The organism is Chelatococcus daeguensis, assembly GCF_001887265.1.
GTDB lineage: Bacteria > Pseudomonadota > Alphaproteobacteria > Rhizobiales > Beijerinckiaceae > Chelatococcus_A > Chelatococcus_A sambhunathii.
Map to the genome: position 1 here is coordinate 1092654 of NZ_CP018095.1, position 25040 is coordinate 1117693.

24 protein-coding genes and 1 pseudogene are annotated in these 25040 nt (G+C 67.4%); 17 read left to right on the forward strand and 8 right to left on the reverse strand.

Annotated features, from left to right (window positions below; genetic code table 11):
• Position 1: 1 nt before the first annotated feature.
• From BOQ54_RS05185 to BOQ54_RS05195, 3 genes are all read right to left on the reverse strand, one after another.
• Entirely contained in the window at positions 2–1189 is a 1188-nt protein-coding gene (locus BOQ54_RS05185) for an ABC transporter permease (protein ID WP_055459348.1), read from the reverse strand.
• Positions 1186–2241: an ABC transporter ATP-binding protein gene (locus BOQ54_RS05190; protein ID WP_071923446.1), complete on the reverse strand. Its 1056-nt coding sequence runs from the start codon at positions 2239–2241 to the stop codon at positions 1186–1188. Before BOQ54_RS05190 ends, BOQ54_RS05185 begins: the two co-directional genes overlap by 4 nt.
• 117 nt (positions 2242–2358) lie before the next feature.
• Positions 2359–3411: an ABC transporter substrate-binding protein gene (locus tag BOQ54_RS05195; RefSeq protein ID WP_071923447.1), complete on the reverse strand. Its 1053-nt coding sequence runs from the start codon at positions 3409–3411 to the stop codon at positions 2359–2361.
• Positions 3412–3612: 201 nt separating this feature from the next.
• On the opposite strand from BOQ54_RS05195, the pseudogene BOQ54_RS19465 reads away from it, so the two are divergent.
• Positions 3613–4379 (forward strand): annotated as a pseudogene (locus BOQ54_RS19465) (IS5 family transposase).
• Here BOQ54_RS19465 and BOQ54_RS05210 read toward each other — a convergent pair.
• Entirely contained in the window at positions 4376–4924 is a 549-nt protein-coding gene (locus BOQ54_RS05210) for a cupin domain-containing protein (RefSeq protein ID WP_071923448.1), read from the reverse strand. The pseudogene BOQ54_RS19465 and the gene BOQ54_RS05210 overlap by 4 nt on opposite strands.
• 162 nt (positions 4925–5086) lie before the next feature.
• Here BOQ54_RS05210 and hisD point away from each other — a divergent pair, with 162 nt between their 5' ends.
• Complete coding sequence (gene hisD / locus BOQ54_RS05215) at positions 5087–6352, forward strand: histidinol dehydrogenase (RefSeq protein ID WP_432430791.1); 1266 nt, start codon at positions 5087–5089, stop codon at positions 6350–6352.
• Positions 6353–6362: 10 nt separating this feature from the next.
• Here the strand turns inward: hisD and BOQ54_RS05220 are convergent, their stop codons facing one another.
• Positions 6363–8780: an OTU domain-containing protein gene (locus BOQ54_RS05220; RefSeq protein WP_071923449.1), complete on the reverse strand. Its 2418-nt coding sequence runs from the start codon at positions 8778–8780 to the stop codon at positions 6363–6365.
• Between the two features lie 469 nt (positions 8781–9249).
• Between BOQ54_RS05220 and BOQ54_RS05225 the strand changes: the two genes are divergently transcribed.
• The 10 genes from BOQ54_RS05225 (at position 9250) to BOQ54_RS05270 (ending at position 19225) form a co-directional block, all read left to right on the forward strand.
• Positions 9250–9912, forward strand: coding sequence for a peroxiredoxin (locus BOQ54_RS05225; protein ID WP_055459342.1), 663 nt, complete (start codon positions 9250–9252; stop codon positions 9910–9912).
• Positions 9913–10073: 161 nt separating this feature from the next.
• On the forward strand, positions 10074–10637 hold the full coding sequence (locus BOQ54_RS05230) for an isochorismatase family protein (protein ID WP_071923450.1): 564 nt from the start codon (positions 10074–10076) through the stop codon (positions 10635–10637).
• A complete protein-coding gene (locus tag BOQ54_RS05235) occupies positions 10634–11635 on the forward strand; it encodes a GlxA family transcriptional regulator (protein ID WP_071923451.1) in 1002 nt (333 codons plus the stop codon). Before BOQ54_RS05230 ends, BOQ54_RS05235 begins: the two co-directional genes overlap by 4 nt.
• A gap of 258 nt (positions 11636–11893) precedes the next feature.
• Positions 11894–12727 (forward strand): ABC transporter ATP-binding protein, encoded by an 834-nt coding sequence (locus tag BOQ54_RS05240; protein ID WP_071923452.1) that lies wholly within the window; start codon positions 11894–11896, stop codon positions 12725–12727.
• Positions 12724–13605, forward strand: a complete 882-nt coding sequence (locus tag BOQ54_RS05245; protein ID WP_055459338.1) for a branched-chain amino acid ABC transporter permease — start codon at positions 12724–12726, stop codon at positions 13603–13605. The genes BOQ54_RS05240 and BOQ54_RS05245 overlap by 4 nt, the downstream gene beginning before the upstream one ends.
• Before the next feature lie 2 nt (positions 13606–13607).
• Positions 13608–14648: a branched-chain amino acid ABC transporter permease gene (locus tag BOQ54_RS05250; protein WP_071923453.1), complete on the forward strand. Its 1041-nt coding sequence runs from the start codon at positions 13608–13610 to the stop codon at positions 14646–14648.
• Positions 14649–14732: 84 nt separating this feature from the next.
• Complete coding sequence (locus tag BOQ54_RS05255; RefSeq protein WP_096335358.1) at positions 14733–15893, forward strand: ABC transporter substrate-binding protein; 1161 nt, start codon at positions 14733–14735, stop codon at positions 15891–15893.
• A 23-nt stretch (positions 15894–15916) separates the two neighbouring features.
• Entirely contained in the window at positions 15917–16726 is an 810-nt protein-coding gene (locus BOQ54_RS05260) for an ABC transporter ATP-binding protein (protein ID WP_071923454.1), read from the forward strand.
• 14 nt (positions 16727–16740) lie between these two features.
• Entirely contained in the window at positions 16741–18567 is a 1827-nt protein-coding gene (locus BOQ54_RS05265) for an AMP-dependent synthetase/ligase (RefSeq protein ID WP_071923455.1), read from the forward strand.
• Positions 18568–18577: 10 nt separating this feature from the next.
• Positions 18578–19225 carry a TetR/AcrR family transcriptional regulator gene (locus BOQ54_RS05270; RefSeq protein ID WP_055459392.1) on the forward strand — a complete coding sequence of 216 codons (648 nt, stop codon included), beginning with the start codon at positions 18578–18580 and terminating at the stop codon, positions 19223–19225.
• A gap of 122 nt (positions 19226–19347) precedes the next feature.
• Here BOQ54_RS05270 and BOQ54_RS05275 read toward each other — a convergent pair whose 3' ends face one another.
• Positions 19348–20226 (reverse strand): alpha/beta fold hydrolase, encoded by an 879-nt coding sequence (locus BOQ54_RS05275; RefSeq protein ID WP_063189395.1) that lies wholly within the window; start codon positions 20224–20226, stop codon positions 19348–19350.
• A gap of 115 nt (positions 20227–20341) precedes the next feature.
• On the opposite strand from BOQ54_RS05275, the gene BOQ54_RS05280 reads away from it, so the two are divergent.
• The 5 genes from BOQ54_RS05280 to BOQ54_RS05300 all read left to right on the forward strand — a co-directional run bounded on the left by BOQ54_RS05280 (position 20342) and on the right by BOQ54_RS05300 (position 23399).
• Positions 20342–21265 carry a LysR family transcriptional regulator gene (locus tag BOQ54_RS05280; RefSeq protein WP_071924400.1) on the forward strand — a complete coding sequence of 308 codons (924 nt, stop codon included), beginning with the start codon at positions 20342–20344 and terminating at the stop codon, positions 21263–21265.
• 92 nt (positions 21266–21357) lie between these two features.
• A complete protein-coding gene (locus BOQ54_RS05285) occupies positions 21358–21642 on the forward strand; it encodes a helix-turn-helix domain-containing protein (RefSeq protein ID WP_055459332.1) in 285 nt (94 codons plus the stop codon).
• 89 nt (positions 21643–21731) lie between these two features.
• Complete coding sequence (locus BOQ54_RS05290; RefSeq protein ID WP_063189397.1) at positions 21732–22211, forward strand: hypothetical protein; 480 nt, start codon at positions 21732–21734, stop codon at positions 22209–22211.
• 61 nt (positions 22212–22272) lie between these two features.
• On the forward strand, positions 22273–22851 hold the full coding sequence (gene copM / locus BOQ54_RS20435) for a CopM family metallochaperone (protein WP_432431520.1): 579 nt from the start codon (positions 22273–22275) through the stop codon (positions 22849–22851).
• A 59-nt stretch (positions 22852–22910) separates the two neighbouring features.
• Complete coding sequence (locus tag BOQ54_RS05300; RefSeq protein WP_040405319.1) at positions 22911–23399, forward strand: DUF411 domain-containing protein; 489 nt, start codon at positions 22911–22913, stop codon at positions 23397–23399.
• 9 nt (positions 23400–23408) lie between these two features.
• On the opposite strand, the gene BOQ54_RS05305 is transcribed toward BOQ54_RS05300, so the two are convergent.
• Entirely contained in the window at positions 23409–24389 is a 981-nt protein-coding gene (locus BOQ54_RS05305; RefSeq protein ID WP_071923457.1) for an omptin family outer membrane protease, read from the reverse strand.
• A 111-nt stretch (positions 24390–24500) separates the two neighbouring features.
• Positions 24501–24926: an Lrp/AsnC family transcriptional regulator gene (locus BOQ54_RS05310; RefSeq protein WP_019404000.1), complete on the reverse strand. Its 426-nt coding sequence runs from the start codon at positions 24924–24926 to the stop codon at positions 24501–24503.
• Positions 24927–25040: the final 114 nt, after the last annotated feature.

Sequence of the window (25040 nt, forward strand, 5' to 3'; positions counted from 1 at the left end):
CTCAGGCCCCCGGCAGTTGCGGCGAGCGCGAGAGCCGCCCGTAGACGAGGTAGAGCAGCAGCGTGACCGCGAGCAGGATGAGGCCGAGGGCCCCCGCCATGCCCCAGTTGGCGGTGCCGAGCGCATAGAAGGCGATGACCGAGGAGATCATCTGGTCGTTGGCGCCGCCGACGAGCGCGGGCGTGATGTAGTAGCCGATGGCCACCATGAAGACGAGCAGGCAGCCCGACATCAGGCCCGGCATGGCGAGCGGCAGCAGTACGCGCCAGAAGGCGCGGATCGGCCCCGCCCCGAGCGAGGCGGCCGCCGGCATCAGGTTGCGCGGCACGGCGATCAGAACGCTGTAGATGGGCAGCACCATGAACGGCAGCAGGACGTGCGTCATGGCGATGATGACGCCGAGCCGGTTGAAGATGAGCGGCAGCGGCGCGTCGATGAGGCCGAGCGCGGCGAGCGCGCGGTTGATGAGGCCCTCCTGCTGCAGCAGGATGAACCAGGCTGCGGTGCGCACGAGAAGCGAGGTCCAGAGTGGCAGCAGCACGGCGAGCAGCAGGAGGGCGCGCATGACGCCGCTCGCGGCGGCGGCTAGCATTGCATAGGGTAGGCCGATCGCCGCACAGGCGAGCGTCACCGAGCCGGCAATCACGAAGGTCCGCAGCATGATGATGCGGTTTGCCGCCGCCCCCGGCTCCTCCGCGACGATGCTGCCGCCGGCGTCGCGCCTGAGGTCGAGCGCAGCGAGCAGATTGCGGTCGGTATAGGGGGGCACAGCCTCCTTGATAGCGCGCCAGAAGCGGGGCTCGCTCCAGCGCGGGTCGATGGTGGAAAGATCGAGCGTGGCCGGGTCCGACGCCTCGCGCGCTGCCGTCACGGTGCGGGTGAGAAGGGTACGAAAGCCGGAGACGGCGCTGTTCAGCCGGCGCACTGCCTCGCCGAGGGCCTGCTGGTCCTGCACCGTCCGCAGGTCTTCCGCGAGCGCGCCATGCACGGCCGGCGGCGGCAGGTCGCTTCCGTCCCAGTCGGCCATGGCGGCGGCGGTGCGCGGCAGCACCTTCGTCACCGCGTCGTCGACCACGGACGCGGTCACCATGGTCCACAGCGGCCAGACGAAGAAGAGGGCGAGGAAGAGGATGAGCGGCGCGACGAGCGCGAAGGCCCGCGACCTATCCCGGACAGAGGCGCGGCTCATGAAGCGAGCACCGTACAGTCCTGCGGGTCGAAGGAGGCGACGGCCTCGGTGCCCACCGCCCAGTCGCCAGCCAGGCGCTCGGCCCGCGCCACAAGCTCGAGCGGCCCGCTTTTCAGCACGAGGCGCATGTGATCGCCGTGGTAGATGCAGTCGGCGACGGTAACGGGTAGGGCATTGGCCGCGGCCGGCTCCTTGCCGAGCCGGATCCGTTCAGGGCGCAGCGACAGCGACACATCCCGGCCGGCGGAGACCTCTCCCGAAACGTTGAGCGCAGCCTCGCCCACGCGCACCACGGCCTGCTGCGCCCCGGCCTCCACGACCTTGCCCTCGACGAGATTGGTCTCGCCGATGAACTCGGCCACGAAGCGGGTGCGCGGGCGGTCGTAGACCGCCTGCGGCGTGTCGATCTGCTCGACCTTGCCGGCGTTGAAGACGGCGATGCGGTCCGACATCGTCAGCGCCTCCGACTGGTCGTGGGTGACGAAGACGATGGTGAGCCCGAGGCGCCGGTGCAGGTCGCGGATCTCGAGCTGCATGTGCTCGCGCAATTGCTTGTCGAGGGCGCCGAGCGGCTCGTCCATGAGGATGACGTCCGGCTCGAAGACGAGGGCGCGGGTCAGCGCCACCCGCTGTTGCTGCCCGCCGGAGAGTTGCGACGGCTTACGGTCCTTGAGGGCGCTGAGCCGTACCATGTCGAGCGCCCGGTCGACGCGGCGGGTGATCTCGGCACGCGGCACGCGCTGCATCTCGAGCGGGAAGGCGACGTTCTCCGCCACGGTCATATGCGGGAAGAGGGCGTAGTTCTGGAACACCACGCCCATCTGCCGGCGGTGGGGCGGCAGATGGGTGATGGGCCTGTCGGCGAGGAGGATCGAACCGCTCGTCGGGCGCTCGAAACCCGCGAGCATCATCAGGATGGTGGTCTTGCCGGAGCCGGAGGGGCCGAGAAGGCTGAGGAACTCGCCCTTGGAGATCTCGAGACCGAGGTGATCGACGACCGTGACGGCTCCGAATTTCTTGGTGACATCTTGAAACGCGATGAAGGCGCCCATTGCTCCGCCCATGCCGTAGGCCCGGCGGCACGCGAAGCATGCGACCGAGGCCGGACGAAAAGGAAATCCGGGCCGGACGGCGGCGCCCGCCCCGGATCGGTCAGCCGACTGCCGCCCTCACTGGGCCAGCCAGGCGTTGAAGCGCTTGTTGAGCTCCTCGATGTTGTCCACCCAGAAGTCGGCATCGAGCGGGATCGCCCCGGCGAGGTTGTCCGGCGCGGTCGGCAGGTCCGCCTGGAGATTGGCCGGTACGGCGCCGGCCGCTTCCTTGTTGGGCAGGCCGTAGGCGATATATTCGGGCAGCTTCACTTGGTTCTCGGGCGCGCTCGCGAAGGCGATGAAGTCCATTGCGGCGTCCTTGTTGGGGCTGTTCTTCAGGATCACCCAGCTGTCAATGGCGTAGATGCTGCCCGGCCAGACGACCTTGAAGTTCTTGCCCTCGGCCTTGTTGATGCCGGAGATGCGGCCGTTGTAGGCGCTCGTCATCACCACCTCGCCGGAGGCGAGGAGCTGCAGCGGCTGGGCGCCCGATTCCCACCACACGATATGGGGCTTCAAGGCGTCGAGCTTCTTGAAGGCGCGGTCCACCCCGGCGGGCGTCGCGAGCTCCCTGTAGACATCGGCCGGGGCGACGCCGTCCGCCATGAGCGCGAATTCGAGCGCGTATTTCGGCCCGCGCCTGAGGCCGCGCTTGCCGGGAAACTTCTGAACGTCCCAGAAGTCGGCCCAGGAGGCCGGCGCCTCCTTCAGCTTGTCCGCGTCATAGCTGAGCGCCGTGCTCCAAACGATGGCGCCGACACCGCAGTCGCTCACGGCGGCCGGCAGGAACTTGTCCTTTCCGCCGAGTTTGTCCCAGTCAAGCTGTTCGTAGAAACCGTCGGCACAGCCGAGAGCGAGTTCCTCAGATTCCACCTGCACGACGTCCCAGTTCGGCACGCCGGCCTTGACCTTGGCGGCGATGACGCCGATGCCGCCGTCCCAGCTCTCGTCGAGCAGCGGCTTTCCGCTCTGCTTCGCGAAGGGCTCGAAATAGATCTTGCGCTGGGCGTCCTGGTAGTTGCCGCCCCAGGACACAACCGTGAGGTCGCGCGCCTCGGCCCCGATAATCCCCCATGCGCCGACGACGGCCGACAGGCAGCCGACGAGCGCGAATATCCTCACCGATCGCATGACTTTCCCCTCTGTTGTTATCCCCGAAGGCAAGCATATTTCGGGGGACTTGAAAGCTCTCGACCGTCCGGCGGTGACGATAATCACCACGTTGGTGCAACCGGTCAACAGCAAGGCAATTCTAGGCCGTAAACCCATAAACGGCTCTGGGTTCCCTGACGGTAGCAATTGTGATTCAAGCTCCTTTTCGGGAGCTTTGCGATGGGCCGCTACGATCTGACGGATTTCGAATGGGAGGCGATCCGGCCTCACCTTCCCAACAAGTCGCGGGGCGTGCCTCGCGTGGATGACCGGCGGGTGCTCAATGGCATCTTCTGGTGCCTGCGCTCGGGCGCGCCGTGGGCGGACATGCCGGCGCGCTACGGGCCGCCGACCACGATCTACAACCGCTTCAACCGATGGCGGAAGGCGGGCGTCTGGGATCGGCTCATGGACGCGATCACAAGGGCTTACGATGGTGACGTGCAGATGATCGACACCTCTGTCGTCCGCGTCCACCAGCACGGGGCGACGGCAAAAAGGGGGGTGTCGATCGATGTCTGGGTCGCTCCCGAGGCGGGCTCACGACCAAGCTCCACGCGCTCGTCGACAGCCGAGGCAGGCCGATCCTCCTCAAGCTCACGGCAGGCCAAGCCAGCGACCTCGCGAGTGCCAAAGACCTGATCGGGCATCTCGCGCCGGGCTCAATGCTGCTGGCCGACAAGGGATACGACGCCAACGACCTGCGCGCTGCCGTCGCCGAGCGGAACGCATGGGCGAACATCCCGCCCAAGCGCAACCGCAAGGACCCGATCTGCTTCTCCAGGCACCTCTACAAGGCGCGCAACCTCGTCGAGCGCTTCTTCAACAAGATCAAACACTTCCGCCGTATCGCCACCCGCTTCGACAAGACGGCGGAAAACTTCCTCGCCGCCGTGAAGCTCGCGTCCATCCGCATCTGGCTACGCGGTTATGAGTCTACGGCCTAATAGGTCGGCGGCGTGACGGCGCTCACGATCTCGCTCTCGCCGTCCGAGACGTTGCGGAAGCGGTGCGGCAGGCGGCTGTCGAAATAATAGCCGTCGCCCCGGTGCAGCACGCGGCTCTCGCCGCCTACCGTGAGCTCCACGGCGCCGCGCGTCACCATGCCGGCCTCCTGGGCGGAGTGGACGAAGGCCTCGCCCGAATCCGCCCCGCGGGCATAGGTCTCGTGCAGCATCAGGATCTGCCGGTTGGGGTGGTTGATGCCCACCATGCGATAGGAAACGGTCGCGGCCTTGCCGATCTCGATCCATTCGTGCGCGGCGTAGAAGGGAGAGTGCGGAACGCTGGAGTAAAGGTCCGCGAAGAAGCCCGGCAGCGTCGTGCCGAGCGCATCGAGGATGGCGCTCAGCGTGTCGACCGACGGGCTCATGCGGTCGCGCTCGATGAGCGAGATGGCCGAATGGGAGATGCCCGAGCGCAGCGCGAGCTCGCGCACGCTCAGGTCGCGTCGGCGGCGCAGCTCCTTCAGGTGCGATCCGATCTGCGGCATGGCGGCTCCGGTTGCAACGGGCCCGGCGAGCCTAAGAGTGTTCAGAATCCTGAACAAGGCCCCTCGGGGCCGTTGAGTAAGGGTCAGCCTTCCCGGATGGTCGCGCAAGCCAGTTGCGAGAGGTGAGCGATGCCCGACCTGCCGTCAGAACTCCGTGCGAACTTGGTTCACGTGAAGGCGCCCAAGCAGGCCGAGGGGCCGGACGGGCGCGCCGTGGAGGCGACCGTCCGGCAGGTCCTCCATGCGGTGCGCATGCAAGGCGACGCGGCGCTGCGCATCTATTCCGCGCGTTTCGACGGCATGGTGCCAGAGCGTTTCGAGGTGAGCGGCGCCGAGCGCGCCGAGGCGCTTGCCAACCTCGACCCGCAGACCCGCAATGACACGGAATTCGCCATCGAGCGCGTGCGTGCTTTCGCCGAGGCCCAACTCGCTACCTTGCTGCCGCTCGAGGTGGAGGCGCTGCCGGGCCTTCACCTCGGCCATCGCGTCATCCCCATCCGGCGGATCGGGGCTTATGTGCCGGGCGGGCGCTATCCTCTCCTGTCGGCACCCATCATGACGATCGTGCCGGCCAAGGTCGCGGGTTGTGCCGAAGTCATCGCCTGCCTGCCGCCCACGGCCCATCCCGCCATGATCGCCGGCTGTCATCTCTCCGGGGCGGATCGCATCTTCCGCGTGGGCGGGGCCCAGGCGATCGCCGCCATGGCCTTCGGCACCGAGACGATCCCCGCGGTCCACAAGATCGTCGGCCCCGGCAATGCCTATGTGAACGAAGCCAAACGCCAGGTTTTCGGCGCCGTCGGCATCGACCAGCTCGCCGGTCCGAGCGAGATCTACGTGCTCGCCGACGAGACGGGCGATCCCGCCATGATCGCCACCGATCTCCTCGCCCAGGCTGAGCATGACGTACACACGCGCGTCGGCCTCATCACGACCTCGCGCGAGCTCGCCGACGCCGTGCTTGCCGAGGTCGAGCGTCAGCTTGCGGACCTGCCGACCGCCGCCGTCGCCGGCCCTGCCTGGCGCGACAACGGCGAGATCGCCGTGGCCGCCAGTGAAGAAGCGATGATCGCCTATTCCGACATCATCGCCGCGGAGCACCTTCAGGTGCATACGGCCGATCCGCACGCCACCGCGAAGAAGCTCTCCAACTACGGCTCGCTCTTCATCGGGCCGCTTGCGAGCGTCGTCTATTCGGACAAGTGCTGCGGCACCAACCACACGCTGCCGACGATGGGTGCCGGGCGCTACACAGGCGGGCTCTGGGTTGGCTCCTATGTCAAGGTCGCCACCCACCAATGGCTGGACGCGCGCGGCGTCATGGCCGTCGCGCCGCCCGCCTGCCGCCAGAGTCGCAGCGAAGGCCTCGAAGGTCATCGCCGGGCGGCGGCCCTGCGCCTCAACATGATCGAGGGGACGGCAGGCTAAGGCCTGTTCGCTATGGGCGCCCGATGAAGGGCGCGTAATGGCCGGGATTGTTGCGGATTTCCTGCGCGGCGAGCCGTCGCAACCCGGCCACGGCCCCATCCGAGACTGCCCCGTTCTGGTTCATGCTCGCCAGCGCGGCGCGGAAGAGACAATCGCCATCCCCTTGGATCCGGTGCAGTTTGCCCGCGATATAGGCATCGTAGTGGCCGGGCGAATAGACGAGTTCGACGGCGGGGCCCGACACTGGGCCATGCGGGACCACGGACAGGCTCTTTCCGCTCGCGGGATAGTCGCGCAGCACAAGTTCCCGACCCAATGCATTGGCAATCGCCGTCGGCGCATAGTCGCCGGCTGCCGCGTTCCAGTTGCCTGGCACCTCGAGGAAGTCGGCGATCTGCGTGACCGCTGGAAGGGCTCCTCCGTCCGCCGGGCGGACGCCGGCTACGGGCGTGGAATCGGCGGCGTACCGGCGCGCGTCCGCCAGGGGGCGAGGCAACGGCTTGGGGCCACGCAGCCGCGTCCAGTCGGCCGGAATGCTGCCGCGGACGAAGAAGACTTCGTCCTCCCACTGGTTGGTGACGGTCAGCCCCACTGCCTTCGCCAGGACCTGCTTGGAGAGTTTGCCGTCCCGGACCAGCCTGGGGCCATCGTTCTTCAGGATGTCCTCGATCGTCCGGAAATCCCGCGGGCTCGGCCTGGTGTCGACGACCCACACTTTCGCGTCGGGCCTGCCGCGCGCAAAATAATCGGCCGTTGCTTCGGTCATCGTAAGGGAGGGCACCTTGCCGTGCTCGGCGCCGCTATAGCTCCCGGCGTGCTCGATGATGGCGGCGAGGTATCGGTCCTGTGCATCTTCTCCGCTCCAGTCGAACGTGCTCGTGATGCCCGATCCGGTCTGTCCCCTGTAGAGCCTGTCGGGGATGGGCCTGTTCGCTCGCCGGTCGATGATGCGGGCGATCTCGTCGGCGCTCAGCACGCGGCCGCTGCCTTGGCGTATCCGCCCGGCTGTCTCATAGGTCTCCCGCAGGATGCGAGCGGGATCCGCTCGGCGCGCTCCCGGCGCCGTCGAGCCGGGCGCCGCGCCGCTCTCGCCGGTGCGCAACCTGACAAAATACCTTTGGCCGCGCTTCGTCACCTCGATCCGGCGCCGCAGGTGCTGCTCCATGTCGATGACGGGCGATGCCATTCCCTTCGCCTTTGCCAAGGCGTCTCGCGTGTCGGCGAGCCGCCCCGCCCGGCCGGCGTCCACGACCGGATCGGCTTTTCCGATCCTGCCCGCCGCCGTCTTCACCCCCTTGGCCCCCTTTCCAATCTGGGTCAGGGCGTCCGCCTGGGTGCCGATCGTCCTGGCCACCGTCGCGGGCAGGCGCAGCTTGCCCGCCATCTCGAGGACGGGTGGGGCGGCATCCAGGGCACCGAGGGCGACCGCGGTCTTGTGGTTCCCCTGCTGCCATTCGCGCACTGGGTCATAGCCGGGAATGGTGCCGCCGCGCGCGGCGTGGACCAACTGCTCGTATGTCGTTTCAGCGAAAGCCTCGTTCTTCAGCGGCAGCAGCAGATCCTCGAAGATGCGCAGGCTGCTGGCGGCGACGGCCTCGCGCAGGGTGATGCCGCTGTCGACCTCCTTGAGGACGTAGTCGGTCAGCGGATCCAGGGGGGGCACAGGCTTCTCGAAGAACTGGCACATATGGCCCGAGAGCCAGCTTTTCTGGCCTGCATGGTCTGCGGGCATGCGCAGGATCAGGGCAGGATCACCCGGCACAACGGCAAGGAACAACGGCTCGGCGTCGGCCGCGACCTTCAGGACATATCCTCGCGAGGCGTGTTCGACGGAAACGCCAGGCCTCAGCCCGCCGTGCTCCCAACCTATCCGTTTCACGTCAAAGGACAGCACGGACGCCTGCGTCCTTTCGACATCCATTCCCGCCGCCGACAGCGTGTCCATGATCCTGGCGGTAGCATTGGCGGCTTGCTCGACGATATGCTCCGAGAATTCTTCCTCGAAGCGGCTGTCGAGGTCGGGGAGATTCTTCAGCTCCGGCGGAAAATCGCGGCTGAAGAAGGGCAGGGCCTGGATCTGCGCCTGCATGTAAAGGTCGACGAGGCGGTGCTTGCCTCTGATGGCGGCCCCGCCGATTCCGACGATGACGGGATCAGAAAAGGTGTATTCCTTTTCCGGGTCGAAGCCCGCTCGCTGCAGGATCGCGAGCGCGACACCCAGCCGCGTCGGCATGCTCTGCCGTGCGTCGGCGAGCAGGTTCGCGCGGCCGCAGCGCGCTGCGTCGGAGCCATGCCGGTCGCTGCGGCGCGACCGCGCGAGAGGCGTTGCGATGGCTGGTTGCTCCGGTGGTAGCTCCTCCTCGCAGGGCGGTGTGCATCGCAAGTCGGGAAACATCGCCGCCATCTGCTGCTGCGCTTCTGCGATCATCCTCTCCGTCCTTGCCACCGTTGCCGCACAGGGGGGATAGAATGCAGGCGATCCGTTGCGGTACCGGGAGCGCGAGAGATCGCAGGGTCGGAATGCCGCTGCGCCGGCTGATGCGTTGGCGAGGGCGTATGGAGTGTTTCTGTTAAGTGTATGTGGTTCTATCGACATCAGTATATATCCGTTTATCAAATATCGTTTATGTCATTATCCGGGGTTCGGCCGATCATTATCACTTCGTATTTGTCGTTGTCCGCAAGATATGCTTGCGTACAATCCAGAATTATATCGGAAATTGGGTATTTCCGTTCCGTGCGTGTCATGTGAGGAATGCTGGACCGGCGCGCCGGGCGCCGTCCGTCGCTTCCAGGGGCCCGTTCGGTGGCGTTCCGGTGCCCACAGCTTCATGGCCGGGGCGGCGGGGTGTATATTTCTTGTTGCGGCAGAGGGGCTGAGTGCGGGAGGACGCTCCATGACACGCATGATCGGTGACGTCGCGCCGGATTTCGAGGCCGAGACCACTGAAGGCCGTATCCGCTTTCACGACTGGATCGGTGATTCCTGGTGCGTGCTGTTTTCCCATCCGAAGGACTTCACGCCCGTCTGCACGACCGAACTCGGCTACATGGCCCGGATCAAGCCCGAGTTCGACCGGCGCAATGTCAAGATCATCGGGCTGAGCGTCGATCCGGTCGAGAGCCATGCCCGCTGGGCGAACGACATTCGTGACACGCAAGGGCATGCCCCGAACTTCCCGATGATCGGCGATCCTGATCTGTCGATCTCCAAGCTCTATGGCATGTTGCCGGCGAGCGCCGGGAGCACCTCCGAGGGCCGCACGCCCGCGGACAACCAGACGGTGCGCAACGTCTTCGTCATCGGGCCGGACAAGAGGATCAAGCTCATCCTCGTCTATCCGATGACCACCGGCCGCAATTTCGACGAGGTGCTGCGGGTCATCGACTCGCTCCAGCTCACCGCCAAGCACCGGGTGGCCACGCCCGTGAACTGGAAGGCGGGCGACGATGTCATCATTGCCGGCTCGGTGCCCGACGAGGAGGCGCGGACGATCTATCCCGACGGCTGGACCGCCCCGCGGCCCTACATCCGCATCGTGCCCCAGCCGCGCATGTGACGGGCCCGCCGCGGCGCCCGGCATCGCCGCCCGGGTGCCTGTCGCCCGCCGCCGGCCGCGAAGTCCATGGCGCGAAGTGTCCCTCTTTCGTCCGGATCGATCATTTCGTTCCGCCGGAAGGGCGTTACTGTCTCCTCACGATCAGCTCAGGAGACAGCGAAATGGCTCGTGATACGGCGCTTCTCCTCGTGGACGCCCAGGAATCCTTTCGGCACCGGTCCTATTTCCGCGATGAGGGCCTGCCGGCCTACATCGCGCGCCAGCAGGCGCTGATCGATGGCGCGAAAGCGGCTGGCATGTCCATCGTCCAGATCTTCCACGTGGAAGGGACGGGGGCCTTCTCGGAAGACTCGGGCTTCATCAGGGCCCTCGCGCCGCTCCACGTCGCGCCGGATATCGTCTTCCGCAAGCGGCGCCACAGCGCGCTCGTCGGCACCGGCCTCGACGTATGGCTGACCGAGAACGGCATCCGCCGGGTGATCGTCTCCGGCATCCGCACCGAGCAGTGCTGCGAGACGACGGCGCGCCATGCCTCCGACCTCGGCTATGCGGTCGATTATGTCGGCGAGGCCACGCTGACCTTCCCGATGACCGATGCGGCGGGCCGTGAGTGGAGCGCGGCGGAGATCCGCGCCCGCACGGAGCTGGTGCTGGCGGGGCGTTTCGCCCGCATCGCCACCGTCGAGGAGGCGCTCGCCGGCCGGACGGACAAGGCGGCGGCATGAGCCTCACCGGGCAGCCGCGCATCGTCCCCGTCATCGTGGTGGTGCCGCCACGGACGCTGCTGCTCGACATCGCCGGGCCGATGGAGGTGCTGCGGCGGGCGAATATCGATCAGGCCGCCGTGCGCTTCGTGGTCAGCTATGTCGGCCCGGCGCCGTGCGTCACGAGTTCGGTGGGGCTCGATGTGGCGAATGTCGCGCCGCTGCCCGACGGCCTTCCCGACGATGCCCTCGTCGTCATCTCCGGATCGGCCGACGAGCCCCTCGGCGCCCCGGCCGGTTCGCGTGCCGATGACGCTCCGCTCGAGGCCGAGATCGTCTCCTGGCTGCAGCGCGTGATCCGCCCGGGCATCCGCCTCGTCTCGATCTGCTCCGGCGCGCTGCTCGCCGCCCGCGCAGGGCTGCTCGACGGCCATGAATGCACCACGCACCATGCGACGCTTGGCGAGCTGATGCGCCTTGCCCCAAGGGCGCGGGTCAGGGAGAACCGGCTCTATGTTGAGGATGGCGAGCGGCTGACCAGCGCCGGCGTCACAGCCGGCATCGACCTCATGCTGGCGCTGGTCGCCCGCGAGGCCGGCCATGCGGCGGCGCTCGCCGTGGCGCGCGATCTCGTCATCTACCTGCGCCGCGCTGGCGGCGATCCGCAGCTGTCGCCCTGGCTGGAGGGGCGCAACCATCTCCATCCGGCGATCCACCGCGCGCAGGATGCGGTGGGCGCCGATCCCGCCCGGGACTGGTCGGTCGAGGCGCTGGCGGAAGTCGCCGCCACCAGCCCGCGAAACCTGTCGCGGCTGTTCAACGACCATGCCGGCATGAGCGTGACCGACTATGTGAACCGGATGCGCATCGCCCTCGCGCGTGAACTGGTGATCGGCTCGCGGCTCGACATGGAGAGCATCGCCGAACGCGCAGGATTCTCCTCCACGCGCCAGTTCCGCAGGGTCTGGAACCGGCTGCACGACATCTCGCCGGCCCGCCTGCGCGCCTCGTTCCGTTAAACGCACTGGCGCAGCGATGGCAATCCTCGGCTGGGTATCCGCGCACGCGGCCCAGCCGTTGACGCTACTCGCGAGTAGCCTCATGATCCTTCGGTAACGTAGCTACCGGCGGCGCATAACGATCGCGGGGGCCACAGCGGGAGGAGATCCGATGGAGCAGGCCGAGAGGCCGGTCCCGCGGGCGACGGTGTGTACCACCGCTGTCATCGCGCTGAGCCGGCCGTGCTTCCCCGACGCGATCGGCGAACGCGCGCTGCGATGCGAGGGCTGCCCGTGACGGAGGCGGCGCGCGACGTGATCCTCGGTGTCGAGGGCGTGTCGCTTGCCTTCGGCGGCGTGCGGGCACTGACCGACGTCTCCTTTTCGGTGCGACGCGGGTCGATCACCGCGGTCATCGGGCCGAACGGCGCCGGCAAGACCTCGCTCTTCAACGCCGTCTCGGGCTTCTACCGCCCCTGCTCCGGCAACATCATCTTCGAGGGCAGGAGCCTTGCCGGCACGGCGCCGCCTGAGCGTGCGCGCCTCGGCCTCGCACGCACTTTCCAGAACATCGCGCTCTTTCGCGGCATGACGGTGCTCGACAACATCAAGCTCGGCCGCCACGCCCATATGCGCACCGGCCTTCTCGACGCGCTCGTCTACCGTGGCCGTGCGCGGCGCGAGGAGCTGGAATTGCGGGCGGAGATCGAGGAGCGCATCATCGATTTCCTCGAGATCCAGCACATCCGCAACGCGCCGGTGGCGACGCTGCCCTACGGTCTGCGCAAGCGGGTGGAGCTTGCCCGTGCCCTCGCCATGCGCCCGCGCCTGCTGATGCTCGACGAGCCCGTCGCCGGCATGAACCGCGAGGAGACGGAGGACATGGCCCGCTTCATCCTCGACGTGAAGGAGGAATGGGACGTCACCATCCTCATGGTCGAGCATGACATGGGGATGGTCATGGACATCTCCGACCATGTCGTGGTGCTCAACTTCGGCCAGGTGATCGCCGAGGGTGGCCCGGCCGCGGTCCAGGCGGATCCGGCGGTCGTCGCGGCCTATCTCGGCGCCGGCGATCTCGGCCGCCGCCTCAGCGGACCGGAGGCGGCATGACGGATTGGCTCTTCCTCACCGAGGTGTTCCTGGCCGGGCTCGGCTCCGGCGCGCTCTATGCCGTGACCGGCGTCGCCTTCGTGCTCATCTACAAGGCGACGCGCGTGGTCAATCTCGCCATCGGCGAGATCCTGATGCTCGGCGGCTATGCCTTCTTCGGCGCGGCCGCCGGCTGGCACCTGCCCGCCTGGGTCGCGCTGCCGGTCGCCATCCTCGCCGGGGCGCTGGTCGGCGCCGTCGTCGAGCGCGGCCTGATCCGGCCCATGATCGGCGAGAGTCCCATCTCCGTCTTCATGGTGACGATCGGCTTGGGCTCCATCCTCGCCGGCTTCGTGCAGATTGTCTGGGGCGCCGATCCCCTGCGCCTGCCGGAATTCCTGCCAAGCGCGCCGATCTTCATCGGCGAGGCCTATGTCGCGCCCAAGGTCGCCTACGGCTTCCTCGCCGCGATGGTCGTCGTCACGGCTTTCGTGCTGGGGCTGCGCTTCTCGCGTGGCGGCGTGGCGCTCAAGGCGACGGCGGCGGACCAGGCGGCGGCCTATTCCGTCGGCATCGACGTGCCCAGGGTCTTCTCGCTGAGCTGGATCGTCGCCTGCGGCGTCGCCGCCGGGGCGGGCGTCCTCGTCGGGGCCATCGGCGGCATCTCGCCGACCATGGGTGTCTTCGGCCTCTCGGTGCTCGTCGTCGTCATCGTCGGCGGGCTCGATTCCATGGCGGGCGCGCTCGTCGGCGGGCTCTTCATCGGCGTGGTGGAGGCCTTTGCAGGCACCTTCCTCGGGGGCGAGTACCGGTTCCTCGTCACCTTCAGCATCCTGATCCTCATCCTGATGATCCGACCCTACGGCCTCTTCGGCACGCACGAGATCGAGAGGCTCTGACGATGCGCATCGGCACGCTGAAAACGAGCTATGCGGCCGACGAGGCGCTGTTCGACACCCGCCTGCAGAAGCTCCTCATCCTTCTCGCCTGCGCCGCCGCCGTCCTCTTCCCCTTCGTCGCCAGCCCCTACTGGCTGTTCCTTGCCTGTCTGTGCGCCATCAATGTCGCAAGCGCGACGGGGCTCAACATCCTCACGGGCTATACGGGCCTCGTCAGCCTCGGCCAGGCGGCCTTCATGAGCGTCGGCGCCTACACGGTCGCGGTGCTCGAGATTCATGCCGGCACACCCTTCCTCCTCAATCTGCTCGTCGGCGGGCTTTTGACGGCGCTCGTCGGCATCGGCGTCGGCATCCCGAGCCTCAGGGTGAAGGGGCTCTACCTCGCCATCGCCACCATCGCCGCTTCGGTCGTCCTCCACTTCGTCTTCGCGCACTGGCCGCTCACGGGCGGCATGCAGGGGCTGTCGATGCCGCCGACCCGCCTCTTCGGCATGGCGCTCGACCAGCCGTTCCAGCTCTACTGGTTGATCCTGCCGGTGACGGGGCTCATGGTGCTCGGGGCGGCCAATCTCTTCCGCACCCGCGTCGGCCGGGCCTTCATCGCCATCCGCGACCGTGACATCTCGGCCGAGGTGCTTGGCATCCCGCTGCTGCGCTACAAGCTGATGAGCTTTGCCGTCTCGTCCTTCTACGCCGGGCTCGCGGGCGGGCTGTGGGCCTATTTCTTCCGTGTCGTGACGCCGGAGAGTTTCCCGCTCGTCAATTCGATCTTCTACCTCGCCGCCATCATCGTCGGCGGCATGGGCACCATTCTCGGCGGCATTCTCGGCGCAGTCTTCATGACCATGGTGCCGGAGCTGCTGAAGTTCGTTGCCGGTCTCGTCACGCCCTTCTATCCGGATGCGCTCGCGCTGCTCGCGCCGGTGCGCACCATCGTCTTCGGCTCGCTCATCGTCGGTTTCCTGATCTTCGAGCCGCACGGGCTTGCGGAGATCTGGCGCCGCATCCGCCGCTTTTTCCATCTCTGGCCCTTCAGAACCTGAGGGGCCGGCAATCTCGCGTGGCGCCGCCGGCAAGAGCGGTCAAGGACAGGGAGGCAGATGATGAGGAATTGGACGAGAAGACATGTGCTTTCGGCGGGTGCCATAGCGGGGGCCGGACTCGCCCTCGGCATCCGGCCGCTCGCCGCGCAGGTCGCGGACGAGATCGTGCTCGGGGGCTCGATCCCGCTGACCGGCGTCTTTGCCTTCGCGGGCATCGGCATCCACGCCGGCATCCAGGATTACCTGAAGATCGTCAACGACGCCGGCGGCGTCGAAGGCCGCAAGGTGAAGTACGTCGCCGAGGACACGGGCTACAAGGTCGATGCCTCGGTGGCGGCCTTCAACAAGATCACGAGCCAGGAGAAGGTGTCGCTCTATTACGGCGACTCGACCGGCTTCTCGAAAACGATCAACCCGGAGCTCGAGCGCCGCGGCTCCATCCTCATGGCCGGCGCCTCATTTGCGAGCGAGCTCAACGATCCCAAGAAATATCCCCTGCAGTTCATGGCCGGACCCGACTATTCGGAGATGTTCGGCATCCTCCTGCGCTACATCGCCAACGAGAAGGCCGGTGCCAGGCTCGCCTTCGTCTATTCCGACACGGAGTTCGGCCGCGATCCGATCGTGCCGAGCGAGGCGCTCGCCAAGACGCTCGGCCTCGAGGTCGTGGAGAAGATCGTGACGCCGCCGGGCAGCGTCGATGTCTCCACCGAGGTGCTGAAGCTGCGCCGGGCGCGGCCGGATTTCACCATCTTCCACGGCTACGTGCTGGCGCCCATACCCGAGTTCATCGCCCAGGCCAAGCAGATGGGCCTCGCGAGCCGGTTCATGGGCACCTTCTGGAGCATGGACAATTCCACCGTCGAGCGCATGGGCGAGGCGGCCGATGGTTTCATGGGCGTCATGCCCTATCGCTACTACTACGACACCGAGGGTGAGAGCCCGATGCTGGAGAAGATCCGGCAGATGCGGCCCGAATACCAGTCGACGGCCTATCTGCAGGGTTTCGTCACCGCGCTCCTGATGTGCGAGGCAGCGAAACGCACCCTCGCCGCTGGCAAGGAGCTGACCGGCGCCAATCTCAAGGCCGGGCTCAACAGCATCAAGGATTTCGACACCGGCGGCCTCTTCGGCGTGCCGATATCGATCCCCGGCAATTCCGTGCCGATCGGGCGCATCTATGCCTTCGACGGCAAGGCGAAGCAGATGAAGCCGGCCTCCGACTGGATCCGCCTCGAGGCGTGACGGCAGCACGGAGACAAGAAGCCATGGCCGCGCCGCACCTGCTCGAGGTCGACAACATCGAGGTCGTCTACAACCGCACGATCCAGGTGCTGCGCGGCCTGTCGCTCGTCGTGCCGAAGGGGCGCATCGTCGCCCTGCTCGGCTCGAACGGCGCGGGCAAGTCGACGCTCTTGAAGGCCGTCTCCAACCTGCTCGCCATCGAGGACGGGGCGGTGACGAGTGGCGCCATCCGCTTCGCCGGAGAGGACATCGCTGCGCTCGCGCCGCACACGCTGGTGCGGCGCGGGCTCTTCCACGTCATGGAGGGGCGCCGCATCTTCGAGGATCTCACCGTCGAGGAGAACCTGACTGCCGCGACCTTCGCCCTCACCGGGCGCGGCGCGTCGAAACCGTCCTTCGAGCGCGTCTACAGCTATTTCCCGCGCCTCCACGAGCGGCGGAAGGGGCTCGCCGGCTACCTCTCCGGCGGCGAGCAGCAGATGCTCGCCATCGGCCGGGCCCTCGTCGCCGAGCCGTCGCTGATCCTGCTCGACGAGCCCTCGCTCGGCCTCGCCCCCAAGATGATGGAGGAGATCTTCACGATCATCGCACGCATCAATGCGGACGAGGGGGTCTCCATGCTGCTCGTCGAGCAGAACGCGACGGTTGCCCTCGCCGTGGCACACCAGGGCTACATCATGGAGACGGGCAAGCTCGTGATCGAGGGATCGGTCGACAAGCTCATCCACGATCAGGATGTGCGCGAGTTCTACCTCGGCTTCGGTGGCGGAGGCGACGCCCGGAGCTACCGCGACGTCAAGCACTACAAGCGCCGCAAGCGCTGGCTGTCGTGAGAAAGGTTGCCGAGATGCCGCCCGCTCCCGAACTGCCGTCGCTGACCTTGCCGCAGATGCTGCGCGAGAACGCGCGAGCGATGCCGGACCGCCTGGCCCTCAGGCAGAAGGACTTCGGCATCTGGCAGCCTATCACCTGGGGCGGTTACTACAGCCGCGCCGCCCATGTCGGGCTCGGCCTCAGGGCGCTCGGCCTCGGCGAGGGCGGTCATGTCGGCATCCTCTCCGAAAACCGCGCCGAATGGGTGCTGGCGCAACTCGGAGCCGGGCTCGTCGGCGCGGTCACCATCGGCGTCTATCCAACGAGCCCGGCGAACGAGGTCGCCTACGTCCTCGGCCATGCCGGCGTCGAAATCGTCGTCTGCGAGGACCAGGAGCAGACCGACAAGGTGCTGGAGCGCCTGGACGAACTGCCCCAATTGCGGCGCATCGTCGTCATCGAGCCCAAGGGCCTGCGCCACTATCCTCAGGACCGGATCACGACCTTCGCCGAGCTCGAGCGGCTGGGGGCGGAACAGGGGCGTTTGGAGCCCGGCAAGATCGATGCCTGCCTTGCCCGCCAGCAGCTCGGGGACACGGCCCTCATCGTCTACACCTCGGGCTCCACCGGCAAGCCCAAGGGGGCAATGCTCAGCTACCGCAACATGCGCGCCGAGGCGGCCGGCACCATCGAGCGCCTTGGCTTCGACGCAGCGACGACCAACCTGTCCTACCTGCCGCTGTGCCATGTCGCCGAGCAGATGCTGAGCACCATGGCGCCGATCTATGCCGGCTCCTGCGTCTCTTTCGGCGAGTCGATCAGGACGGTGCAGGAGGATTTGCGCGAAGTCGCGCCGAGCCTCTTCCTCGGCGTCCCGCGCATTTGGGAGAAGTTGCACTCCGCCATCCACATCAAGCTGGCCGAGGCCGGCGGCTGGCGCAAACGCCTGTTCGAGGCCGGCATGCGCGCCTGCGAGCCCTTCGCGGAGAAGCCGAAGGGCAAGAGGAACTGGCGCGAGCGGGCCGTCTTCGCGCTCTATTACGCGCTCATTTTCCGCGCGCTGCAGAACTTCATCGGGCTGCGCGAGGTGAAGGTGGCGCTGACCGGCGCCGCGCCCATCCCGCAGCGCATCGTCCGCTTTTTCCGCACGCTGGGCGTGCCGCTGGTCGAGGTCTACGGCCTCACCGAGACCTCCGGCATGGTCACCGGGCAGCGGCTCGACCACCTTGTGCCGGGCGCCGTGGGCGAGCCCGTCGCCGGTGCCGAAGTTCGGCTCGGCGAGGCCGGGGAGTTGCTGGTCCGGGGCGATCTCGTCTTCGAGGGCTATTACCGCAACGAGGAGGCGACGCGCGCGGTGCTGCGCGACGGCTGGCTGCATACGGGGGACGTGGCCGCCTTCGTCGACGGACAGGTGCGCATCGTCGACCGCCTCAAGGACATCATGATCACGGCGGGCGGCAAGAACCTGAGCCCGTCGGAGATCGAGAACACGGTCAAGACGAGCGCCTACATCAAGGAATGCATCGTGGTGGCCGACGGGCGCCGCTACGTCACCGCGCTCATCCAGATCGACGGCGAGACGGTGGCGCAATGGGCCGAGAGCCAGCGCATCGGCTTCAGCAATTTCCGCAGCCTCGCCGAGCACCCGCGCGTGCGCGAACTCGTCACCCTGGAAGTCGAGCGCGCCAATGCCGAGCTCGCTCCTGTGGCGCAGATCAAGCGCTTCCACCTCCTCACCAAGGAGCTCGACCACGACGACGACGAGGTGACGGCGACGATGAAGGTCCGCCGTGCCAATATCGCGAGGAAATACGCCGCCGAGATCGAGGCGCTCTATGCGCCCGCGGCGCGCGTGGCATGAGAGGGCGGCCATGACCAGCACAGGGCTGTCCCCCTGGAAGACGCGGAAGGAGCGTGAGCGCGACCGCGAGATGAAGCGCGAGGCGGTGCTGCGCGCGGCCGCGCGCGCCTTCAACGAGCAGGGCTTCCACAAGACCTCGCTCGACGATGTCGCCGAGCGGCTGAACGTCTCGAAGCCGACGATCTATTATTACGTCAGGAGCAAGGACGAGATCCTCTTCGAATGCGTGCGCATTGGCCTCGAGCGTCTCGACGCGGCGTCCCGCACGGTGCTGCCGGGCGGCACCGGCCTCGCGCGGCTGATCGCGCTGTGGACCGAATATGCGCGCATCGTCACGGAGGATTTCGGGCGCTGCCTGATCCTCGTCGGCGAGGACCCGCTGCCGGTGGAGACGCGGCGGCAGCTGCGCGCTCTCAAGAGCAAGATCGACCATCGCTTCCGCAGCGTCGTGGAGGATGGCATCGCGGATGGCTCCATCCGCGCCTGCGACCCCAAGCTCATCGCCTTCGCCGGCGCCGGCGCGCTCAGCTGGATCGCCCGCTGGTACAACCACACCGGACCCCTTGACGTCGATACGGTCGCCCGGCAGCTCATCGACGTCCTCGTCCACGGCATCGCCAATCCGCCTGCAGCGGCCGGAGCGCTTGCCGCGCCCTGAGGCAAAGCGCCGGCACGCCTCACACCAGCTTCGGCGTGGATCCTGTTCCACGACGAATCGGTGCGCCGGGACGCAAGTTCCCCGGTCCCGGGCAGTCTCGACCTTTGGGGCCTGCGCGATCGTCAGCTCCGCGGCACGCTACGCTCCAGGAACCGCCGGATGAAGGTGGCGATCTCCTCGGCGTGGGTTTCGAGCGCGAAATGCCCGGTGTCGAGCAGATGCACCTCGGCATTCGGATTGTCGCGCTTGTAGGCCTCGGCCCCCGGCGGCAGGAAGAAGGGATCCCAGCGTCCCCACACCGCCAGGAACGGCGGCTTGCGCGCGGCGAAATAGGCCTGAAACTGGGGGTACATGGCGACATTGTTGGCGTAGTCGCCGAACAGGTCGAGCTGGATCTCGTCGTTCCCCGGGCGGCTGATCTGTGCGTAATCGAGCCAGTAGGCCTCCGGCGCGACTTGGCTGGCATCGGGCACCCCGTGCACATACTGCCACTTGACGCCGTCGAGCGTCAGCATGGGGCGGAGCGCATCCCGGTTGTCCTGGCTCGGGTCCTGCCAGTAGCGGCGCACCGGCGCCCAGTCCTCGCCGAGGCCCTCCTCATAGGCGTTGCCATTCTGCGAGATGATGGCGGTGATGCGCTCGGGGCGGGCGAGCGCCAGGCGAAACCCCACCGGAGCACCGTAGTCGAAGACGTAGATCGCATAGCGGGTGAGGCCGATGGCATCGGTGAAGCCCTCGACGACCTGCGCCAGGTTGTCGAAGGTATAGGCGAACTCGCCGCGCGGCGGCGCCGACGTGTAGCCGAAGCCGGGCAGGTCCGGCGCGACGATGTGATAGCGGTCGGCGAGCAGCGGGATCAGCTGGCGGAACATGTGCGACGAGGTCGGGAAGCCGTGCAGCAGCAGGAGCGTCGGGTTCCGCCGGTCGCCCGCCTCTCGGTAGAAGACCGTCACCGGCCCCACATGGGCCGTGCGCAGGGCGATGGGAGGGGCGCTGGTCATCGTTTTTCTCCGGTATCTGCCGGGCCAAATGCCCGTTGCCGCCACCTTCCATCATTGCGGCTTTCGTCGGAATGCACGACAATAGGCGGTCACTCTTCCGCGCCTCGGAATGGCCATGGATCGCATCGACGCGATGAGGGTGTTCGTCGCCGCCCTCGACGAAGGCAGCCTTGCCGGCGCCGGGCGGCGGCTCGGCCGTTCACCGGCCGCCGTGAGCCGTGCGATCAGCTTTCTCGAAGGCCATGTCGGCGTTCCTCTCCTCCACCGCACCACCCGCTCCATCCGGCTGAGCGAGGCGGGCGAGCGCTATGCCGCCGCCTGCCGGCGCGTGCTCACGGACCTCGAGGAGGCCGACATGCTGGCCGCGGGCGAGCGCTCGGCGCCGCGCGGCACCCTGGCCGTCACGGCGCCCGTGGTGAGCGGCGAGGAGGTGCTGCGCCCCGTCCTCGACGGCTTTCTCGACGCCTTCCCGGAGGTCTCGGCGCGGCTCGATCTGCTCGACCGTCCGGTCAACCTCATCGACGAGGGGATCGACGTCGCGCTGCGCATCGCGCATCTGCCCGATTCCTCCATGGTGGCCGTGCACATTGGCGAGGTGCGCCGCGTGGTCGCCGCCGCCCCGCGCTATCTTGCGGCCCACCCGCCGATCAGGACCCCGGCCGACCTCGCCGGGCACCGGATCGTGACGGTGCCGCTCGGCGGGATCGATTCCTGGAGCTTTCCGCCGGCCGGCCGGTCCGGCCTGCCCCGTGCCGTTTCCTTCGCGCCGCGCCTGGTGGTGAACAGCGTCCGTGCCGCGGTCGCCTCGGCTGCCGAGGGGCGGGGCATCGTGCGGCTTTTCTCCTATCACGTGGCCGAGAAGGTGCGGGCCGGGGAGCTCGCGATCATTCTCGAGGCCGACGAGCCGCCACCGCTTCCCGTCCACCTCATCACCCCCGAGCGCCGCCTTTCGGTGCCGAAGGTGCGCGCCTTCGTCGATTTCGCGATCCCGCGCCTGCGGGCCGCCTTTGCGCGCTTGAAGGCGGACGTCGCGCCCTGAGAGGGCCTTCGACAATCGGGCGCGGGGCGGAACCGTTGGCCTAGGACGACGGTTTTCGTTATCATGATCGGAAATCGTCACGGAGGGCTCCGATGACCCCAGCCCAGTGCCGCGCGGCACGTGCCATGGTGGATCTGTCCCAGGAGGATCTGGCGAAGGCCGCTGCCGTCGGCCTGTCCACGGTGCGCAACTTCGAGACCGGCCGCACCCTGCCCATCGTCAACAATCTCGCCGCCATTCGGCGGGTGCTGGAGGAGGCGGGCATCGTCTTCCTCGACGACGGCGCGGCAACCGTCGGCGGGCCCGGCGTTCGCCTCAGGGCACGCCGCAACGAGTTCATTCCGCCGGACGAACTGACCTCGGAGACGGACAGCTGAGCGCCGGCGTCGAGAGATGTGAGCGGCGCATCGCTCCCTGCGGCGCGGAAGCGCGATGACCGGGCGAGGCGCTGTGCTAAGATGATCCCATGTTGAAGCTGCTGCGCGGCGCCCGCTCCCTTGTGCTCCTCGCCTCCATGGCCGTCCTTCTCGGCGGCCTCGCGGGGGGAGGTCGCATGGCTGAGGTAAGGGCCGGCGACGCGGGGCCCGGGCAAACGGCGCCCGAAGCGACGACCTCGGCGCATGCGGGTCACCGGGCGCATGCCGGCCATTCCGCCGGCGCCGTCCGGCCGGCTGAGCACGACGTCGGGCGCGAGCACGCGATGGCGATCGAGGCAGCGGCGAAAGAGGCCTCGGTGGACGAGGGCTGCTGCCCCGGCCATCCGCCGGCCGCGGCCGGGCGCAACTGCCTCGCCGTTTGCCTCATGTCGGCCTGTTCGACCTCCGTGCTACCGTCGGTCGGCACGCCCGCGTTCTCCGCTTGCCCGGGCGGCCCGTGGCCCTGGATGGCTGCGGCCCTCCCGGAGGGCATATCGCCGGAGACGGCAACACCTCCTCCTCGCGCCTGAAGGCGGCCGCGGACCATGTCCTGCGGCACTAGGCACATCGATCCGATCGAGGAGAAGAATGATGAAGATTTCCATGATTGCGCTCGCGCTCGCCGTGGGCATGGCCGCACCTGCCTTTGCCCAGCAGCCCCCGGATGCCGGGCACGGCGCCCACCACGGCGCACCTGCCGAGAGCGGACAGGCCACGGCGCCCCAAGTCCAGATGCCCCAAGCCCAGGCGCCCCAGGCCCAGACGCCCGCGGCGATGCCGGGCATGGGCATGATGGGCGCCGGCCAAGGCGGCTGCCCCATGATGCAAGGCATGATGCAGGGCATGATGGGCCGCGGCGGCATGGGCCAGGGCATGGGCTCCGGCATGGCGGGAACGCCCAGGGGGGACCAGAGCGTCGCCTCCCTCGCGTTCAATGCCGTCAACGAGCGGATGCACCGCGACATGGACGTGACCTTCACCGGCGATGCGGATGCCGATTTCGTGCGCGCCATGATCCCGCACCATCAGGGGGCCGTGGACATGGCCAAGGTGGTCCTCGCCTTCGGCAAGGACCCCAAGATCCGCGAGCTGGCCGAGAGCGTCGTCCAGGCGCAGGAGAGCGAGATCGCCATGATGAAGGCCTGGCTCGAGGCCAACGAGAAGAAGTGACGGCAAGGGCGGGGGGGCCGTGCCGCCGCCCCGCCTTCCCGTCGGAAGGGATATCCGACATGACATCGAGAACGATTGACAGGCGCGGCCTTCTTGCGGGCCTCGCAGCTCTTGCTGTCGTCGCCCGTCTCCCGGCCGCCGCGGCGGAGGCGTTGCCGCCCGTCACGGTCAGCCGCGATCCGGCATGCGGCTGCTGCGAGGCCTGGGTGGAGCACATGCGCGCAGCCGGCTTTCGTGTGACGGTCGTCGAGACGACCGCGATCAACCGCGTCAAGGCGCGCCTCGGCGTGCCGCAGGACCTCGCCTCCTGCCATACGGCGGAGGTCGCCGGCTATGTGCTCGAAGGCCATGTGCCGGCGGATGCCGTCGTCCGCCTCCTTGCCGAGCGGCCGGTCGGCACCGGCCTTGCGGTGCCGGGCATGCCGGTCGGCTCGCCGGGCATGGAGGTGGAGGGCGTCGCGCCCGATACCTACGAGGTCCTGCTGTTCGGCCCGGCCGGCCAGCGCGCCTTCGCCCGCTACGAGGGCGGCCGCCTGCTCAAGGGCTGAGGCGCGGCGTCAGAACGAGGCCTTGAGGCCCACCGTCAGGGTGAGGGCGGAGAGATCCCCGCTCTGGGAGGCTGCGACCGTGCCGCAGCAGGCCCCCTTGATGGTCGCCTTGTCCTTCCTGGCCTCGTAGTACTGGTACTGGGCCTTGCCGGTCAGGACCAAGGCATCGGTGAGGCGGACTTCGCCGCCGATGGTCGTGCCGACCATCCAGGTCTGATAGTCCGCCTCCGAAATATAGTTGCTGTAGTAGATGAAGTTCGGGTCGGCCGTAATGCTGTTCATCCGTGCCCTGTCGCTGGCGAAGACGATGGGGCTGCCGATGACCTCCGCCATGAGCCGGTAGCCACCGCCGTCGTAACCGACGCCGATGCCAATGTACGGCGTATGCCACCACTGGTCGTAGGACGACGAGAGAGGCAGGTCGGACAAGTCGCCGAGCACGTCGTTGAACAGCGCCCGGCTGCCGCGGTCCTTCAGTCCAACCCGCAGGTAGCGGTAGCCGGCCAGCCCCGAGAGGGTGAAGCTCGTATCCTGATAGATGTTGACGCCAATGGATGCATCGATCTGATACATCGTCGGCAGCTTGGCCTTGTCGTTGCGCCAGTTCACCCGCGTCCGGCAGCCGAGGTCGCAGATGATGGCATCGGTGAAGGAATCGGAGGAATTGCCGGACCATGCCACGGTCCAGCCGGAGAGGCGCAGGTCGAGCCAGTCCCAGCGATAGCCGAGGGTCGCGCCGACGATGCCGGCATTATCGATCTTCCACCTGGTATGGGCGAATTGCTCCCCGCAGCAGTTGTAGGCAGCCTGCTCGACGGTGCCTGTCAGGTAACCGGTGAATACCTCAAGGGAAAAATTTGAGCTGAGCGGCGCCTGTGGGCGTGGCTTTTCCGTAATCCACGGAAAATCGGCTGCGAGCGCTGTGCTAGGAAGAAGTACAACTGCTGCAACACTCGAGAGAAATAGTTTTCTTTCACGTGATGTGAGCACTGAAGCCTCCCGCTGCACCAAGTTCTGTGCAGGCTAGGAGGATTGGCTGAGTCGGTACAATCAGAAGTTGTCTGTTGATATGTTGTGCATATTAAGGCTGCGGATGGGCAGCTAAAGCTCCGTCAGCAGGATATTCGTTTCCGTATGGGTGACGCCCCGGATCGAGCGGATTTCCGTCAGCACGCGGTCGAGCGTCGCGAGGTCGCCGGCGTTGATCTCCACCACCACGTCCCAGCGTCCGTTGGTGGAATAGATGCGCGCCACCTCCGGGATGCGGCGGATGGCGGCGATGACCGGCCGGTTGTCGGTGGCGCGCGCTTCCAGCATCGTCAGGGCCCGTACGGGCACCGTCTCGACGTCGCTGCGCAGCCGCGCGGTGAAGCCGACGAGTACCCCCCGACTCATCAGGCGGTCGATCCGGTTCTGCACCGTCGCGCGCGACACGCCGAGGATGCGCGCCAAGGTTGCCGCCGGCATGCGCCCGTCCTTGCGCAGGAGGTCGATCAGGCGGCGGTCGGTGTCGTCGAGGTCGGCCATCTGGCGAAATGCTCTCTTGCCCTAGCGATACGCTCGCTTGGTGGCATATCGTAACACATTGCTGCCTTTTCGTTAGAGGTCGTGGTCCCCATCCTCTCGCGACGCATCAGCTTC

Coding starts and splice junctions, on each gene's coding strand:
- BOQ54_RS05185 (WP_055459348.1), bottom strand. CDS start 1,189: ATGAGCCGCGCCTCTGTCCGGGATAGGTCGCGGGCCTTCGCGCTCGTC.
- BOQ54_RS05280 (WP_071924400.1), top strand. CDS start 20,342: ATGGATCGCATCGACGCGATGAGGGTGTTCGTCGCCGCCCTCGACGAA.
- BOQ54_RS05290 (WP_063189397.1), top strand. CDS start 21,732: ATGTTGAAGCTGCTGCGCGGCGCCCGCTCCCTTGTGCTCCTCGCCTCC.
- BOQ54_RS05210 (WP_071923448.1), bottom strand. CDS start 4,924: ATGCCGCAGATCGGATCGCACCTGAAGGAGCTGCGCCGCCGACGCGAC.
- BOQ54_RS05260 (WP_071923454.1), top strand. CDS start 15,917: ATGGCCGCGCCGCACCTGCTCGAGGTCGACAACATCGAGGTCGTCTAC.
- BOQ54_RS05265 (WP_071923455.1), top strand. CDS start 16,741: ATGCCGCCCGCTCCCGAACTGCCGTCGCTGACCTTGCCGCAGATGCTG.
- BOQ54_RS05240 (WP_071923452.1), top strand. CDS start 11,894: ATGCGAGGGCTGCCCGTGACGGAGGCGGCGCGCGACGTGATCCTCGGT.
- BOQ54_RS05235 (WP_071923451.1), top strand. CDS start 10,634: ATGAGCCTCACCGGGCAGCCGCGCATCGTCCCCGTCATCGTGGTGGTG.
- BOQ54_RS05310 (WP_019404000.1), bottom strand. CDS start 24,926: ATGGCCGACCTCGACGACACCGACCGCCGCCTGATCGACCTCCTGCGC.
- BOQ54_RS05220 (WP_071923449.1), bottom strand. CDS start 8,780: ATGATCGCAGAAGCGCAGCAGCAGATGGCGGCGATGTTTCCCGACTTG.
- BOQ54_RS05270 (WP_055459392.1), top strand. CDS start 18,578: ATGACCAGCACAGGGCTGTCCCCCTGGAAGACGCGGAAGGAGCGTGAG.
- BOQ54_RS05190 (WP_071923446.1), bottom strand. CDS start 2,241: ATGGGCGCCTTCATCGCGTTTCAAGATGTCACCAAGAAATTCGGAGCC.
- BOQ54_RS05245 (WP_055459338.1), top strand. CDS start 12,724: ATGACGGATTGGCTCTTCCTCACCGAGGTGTTCCTGGCCGGGCTCGGC.
- BOQ54_RS05285 (WP_055459332.1), top strand. CDS start 21,358: ATGACCCCAGCCCAGTGCCGCGCGGCACGTGCCATGGTGGATCTGTCC.
- BOQ54_RS05195 (WP_071923447.1), bottom strand. CDS start 3,411: ATGCGATCGGTGAGGATATTCGCGCTCGTCGGCTGCCTGTCGGCCGTC.
- BOQ54_RS05230 (WP_071923450.1), top strand. CDS start 10,074: ATGGCTCGTGATACGGCGCTTCTCCTCGTGGACGCCCAGGAATCCTTT.
- BOQ54_RS05300 (WP_040405319.1), top strand. CDS start 22,911: ATGACATCGAGAACGATTGACAGGCGCGGCCTTCTTGCGGGCCTCGCA.
- BOQ54_RS05225 (WP_055459342.1), top strand. CDS start 9,250: ATGACACGCATGATCGGTGACGTCGCGCCGGATTTCGAGGCCGAGACC.
- BOQ54_RS05250 (WP_071923453.1), top strand. CDS start 13,608: ATGCGCATCGGCACGCTGAAAACGAGCTATGCGGCCGACGAGGCGCTG.
- BOQ54_RS05275 (WP_063189395.1), bottom strand. CDS start 20,226: ATGACCAGCGCCCCTCCCATCGCCCTGCGCACGGCCCATGTGGGGCCG.
- copM (WP_432431520.1), top strand. CDS start 22,273: ATGAAGATTTCCATGATTGCGCTCGCGCTCGCCGTGGGCATGGCCGCA.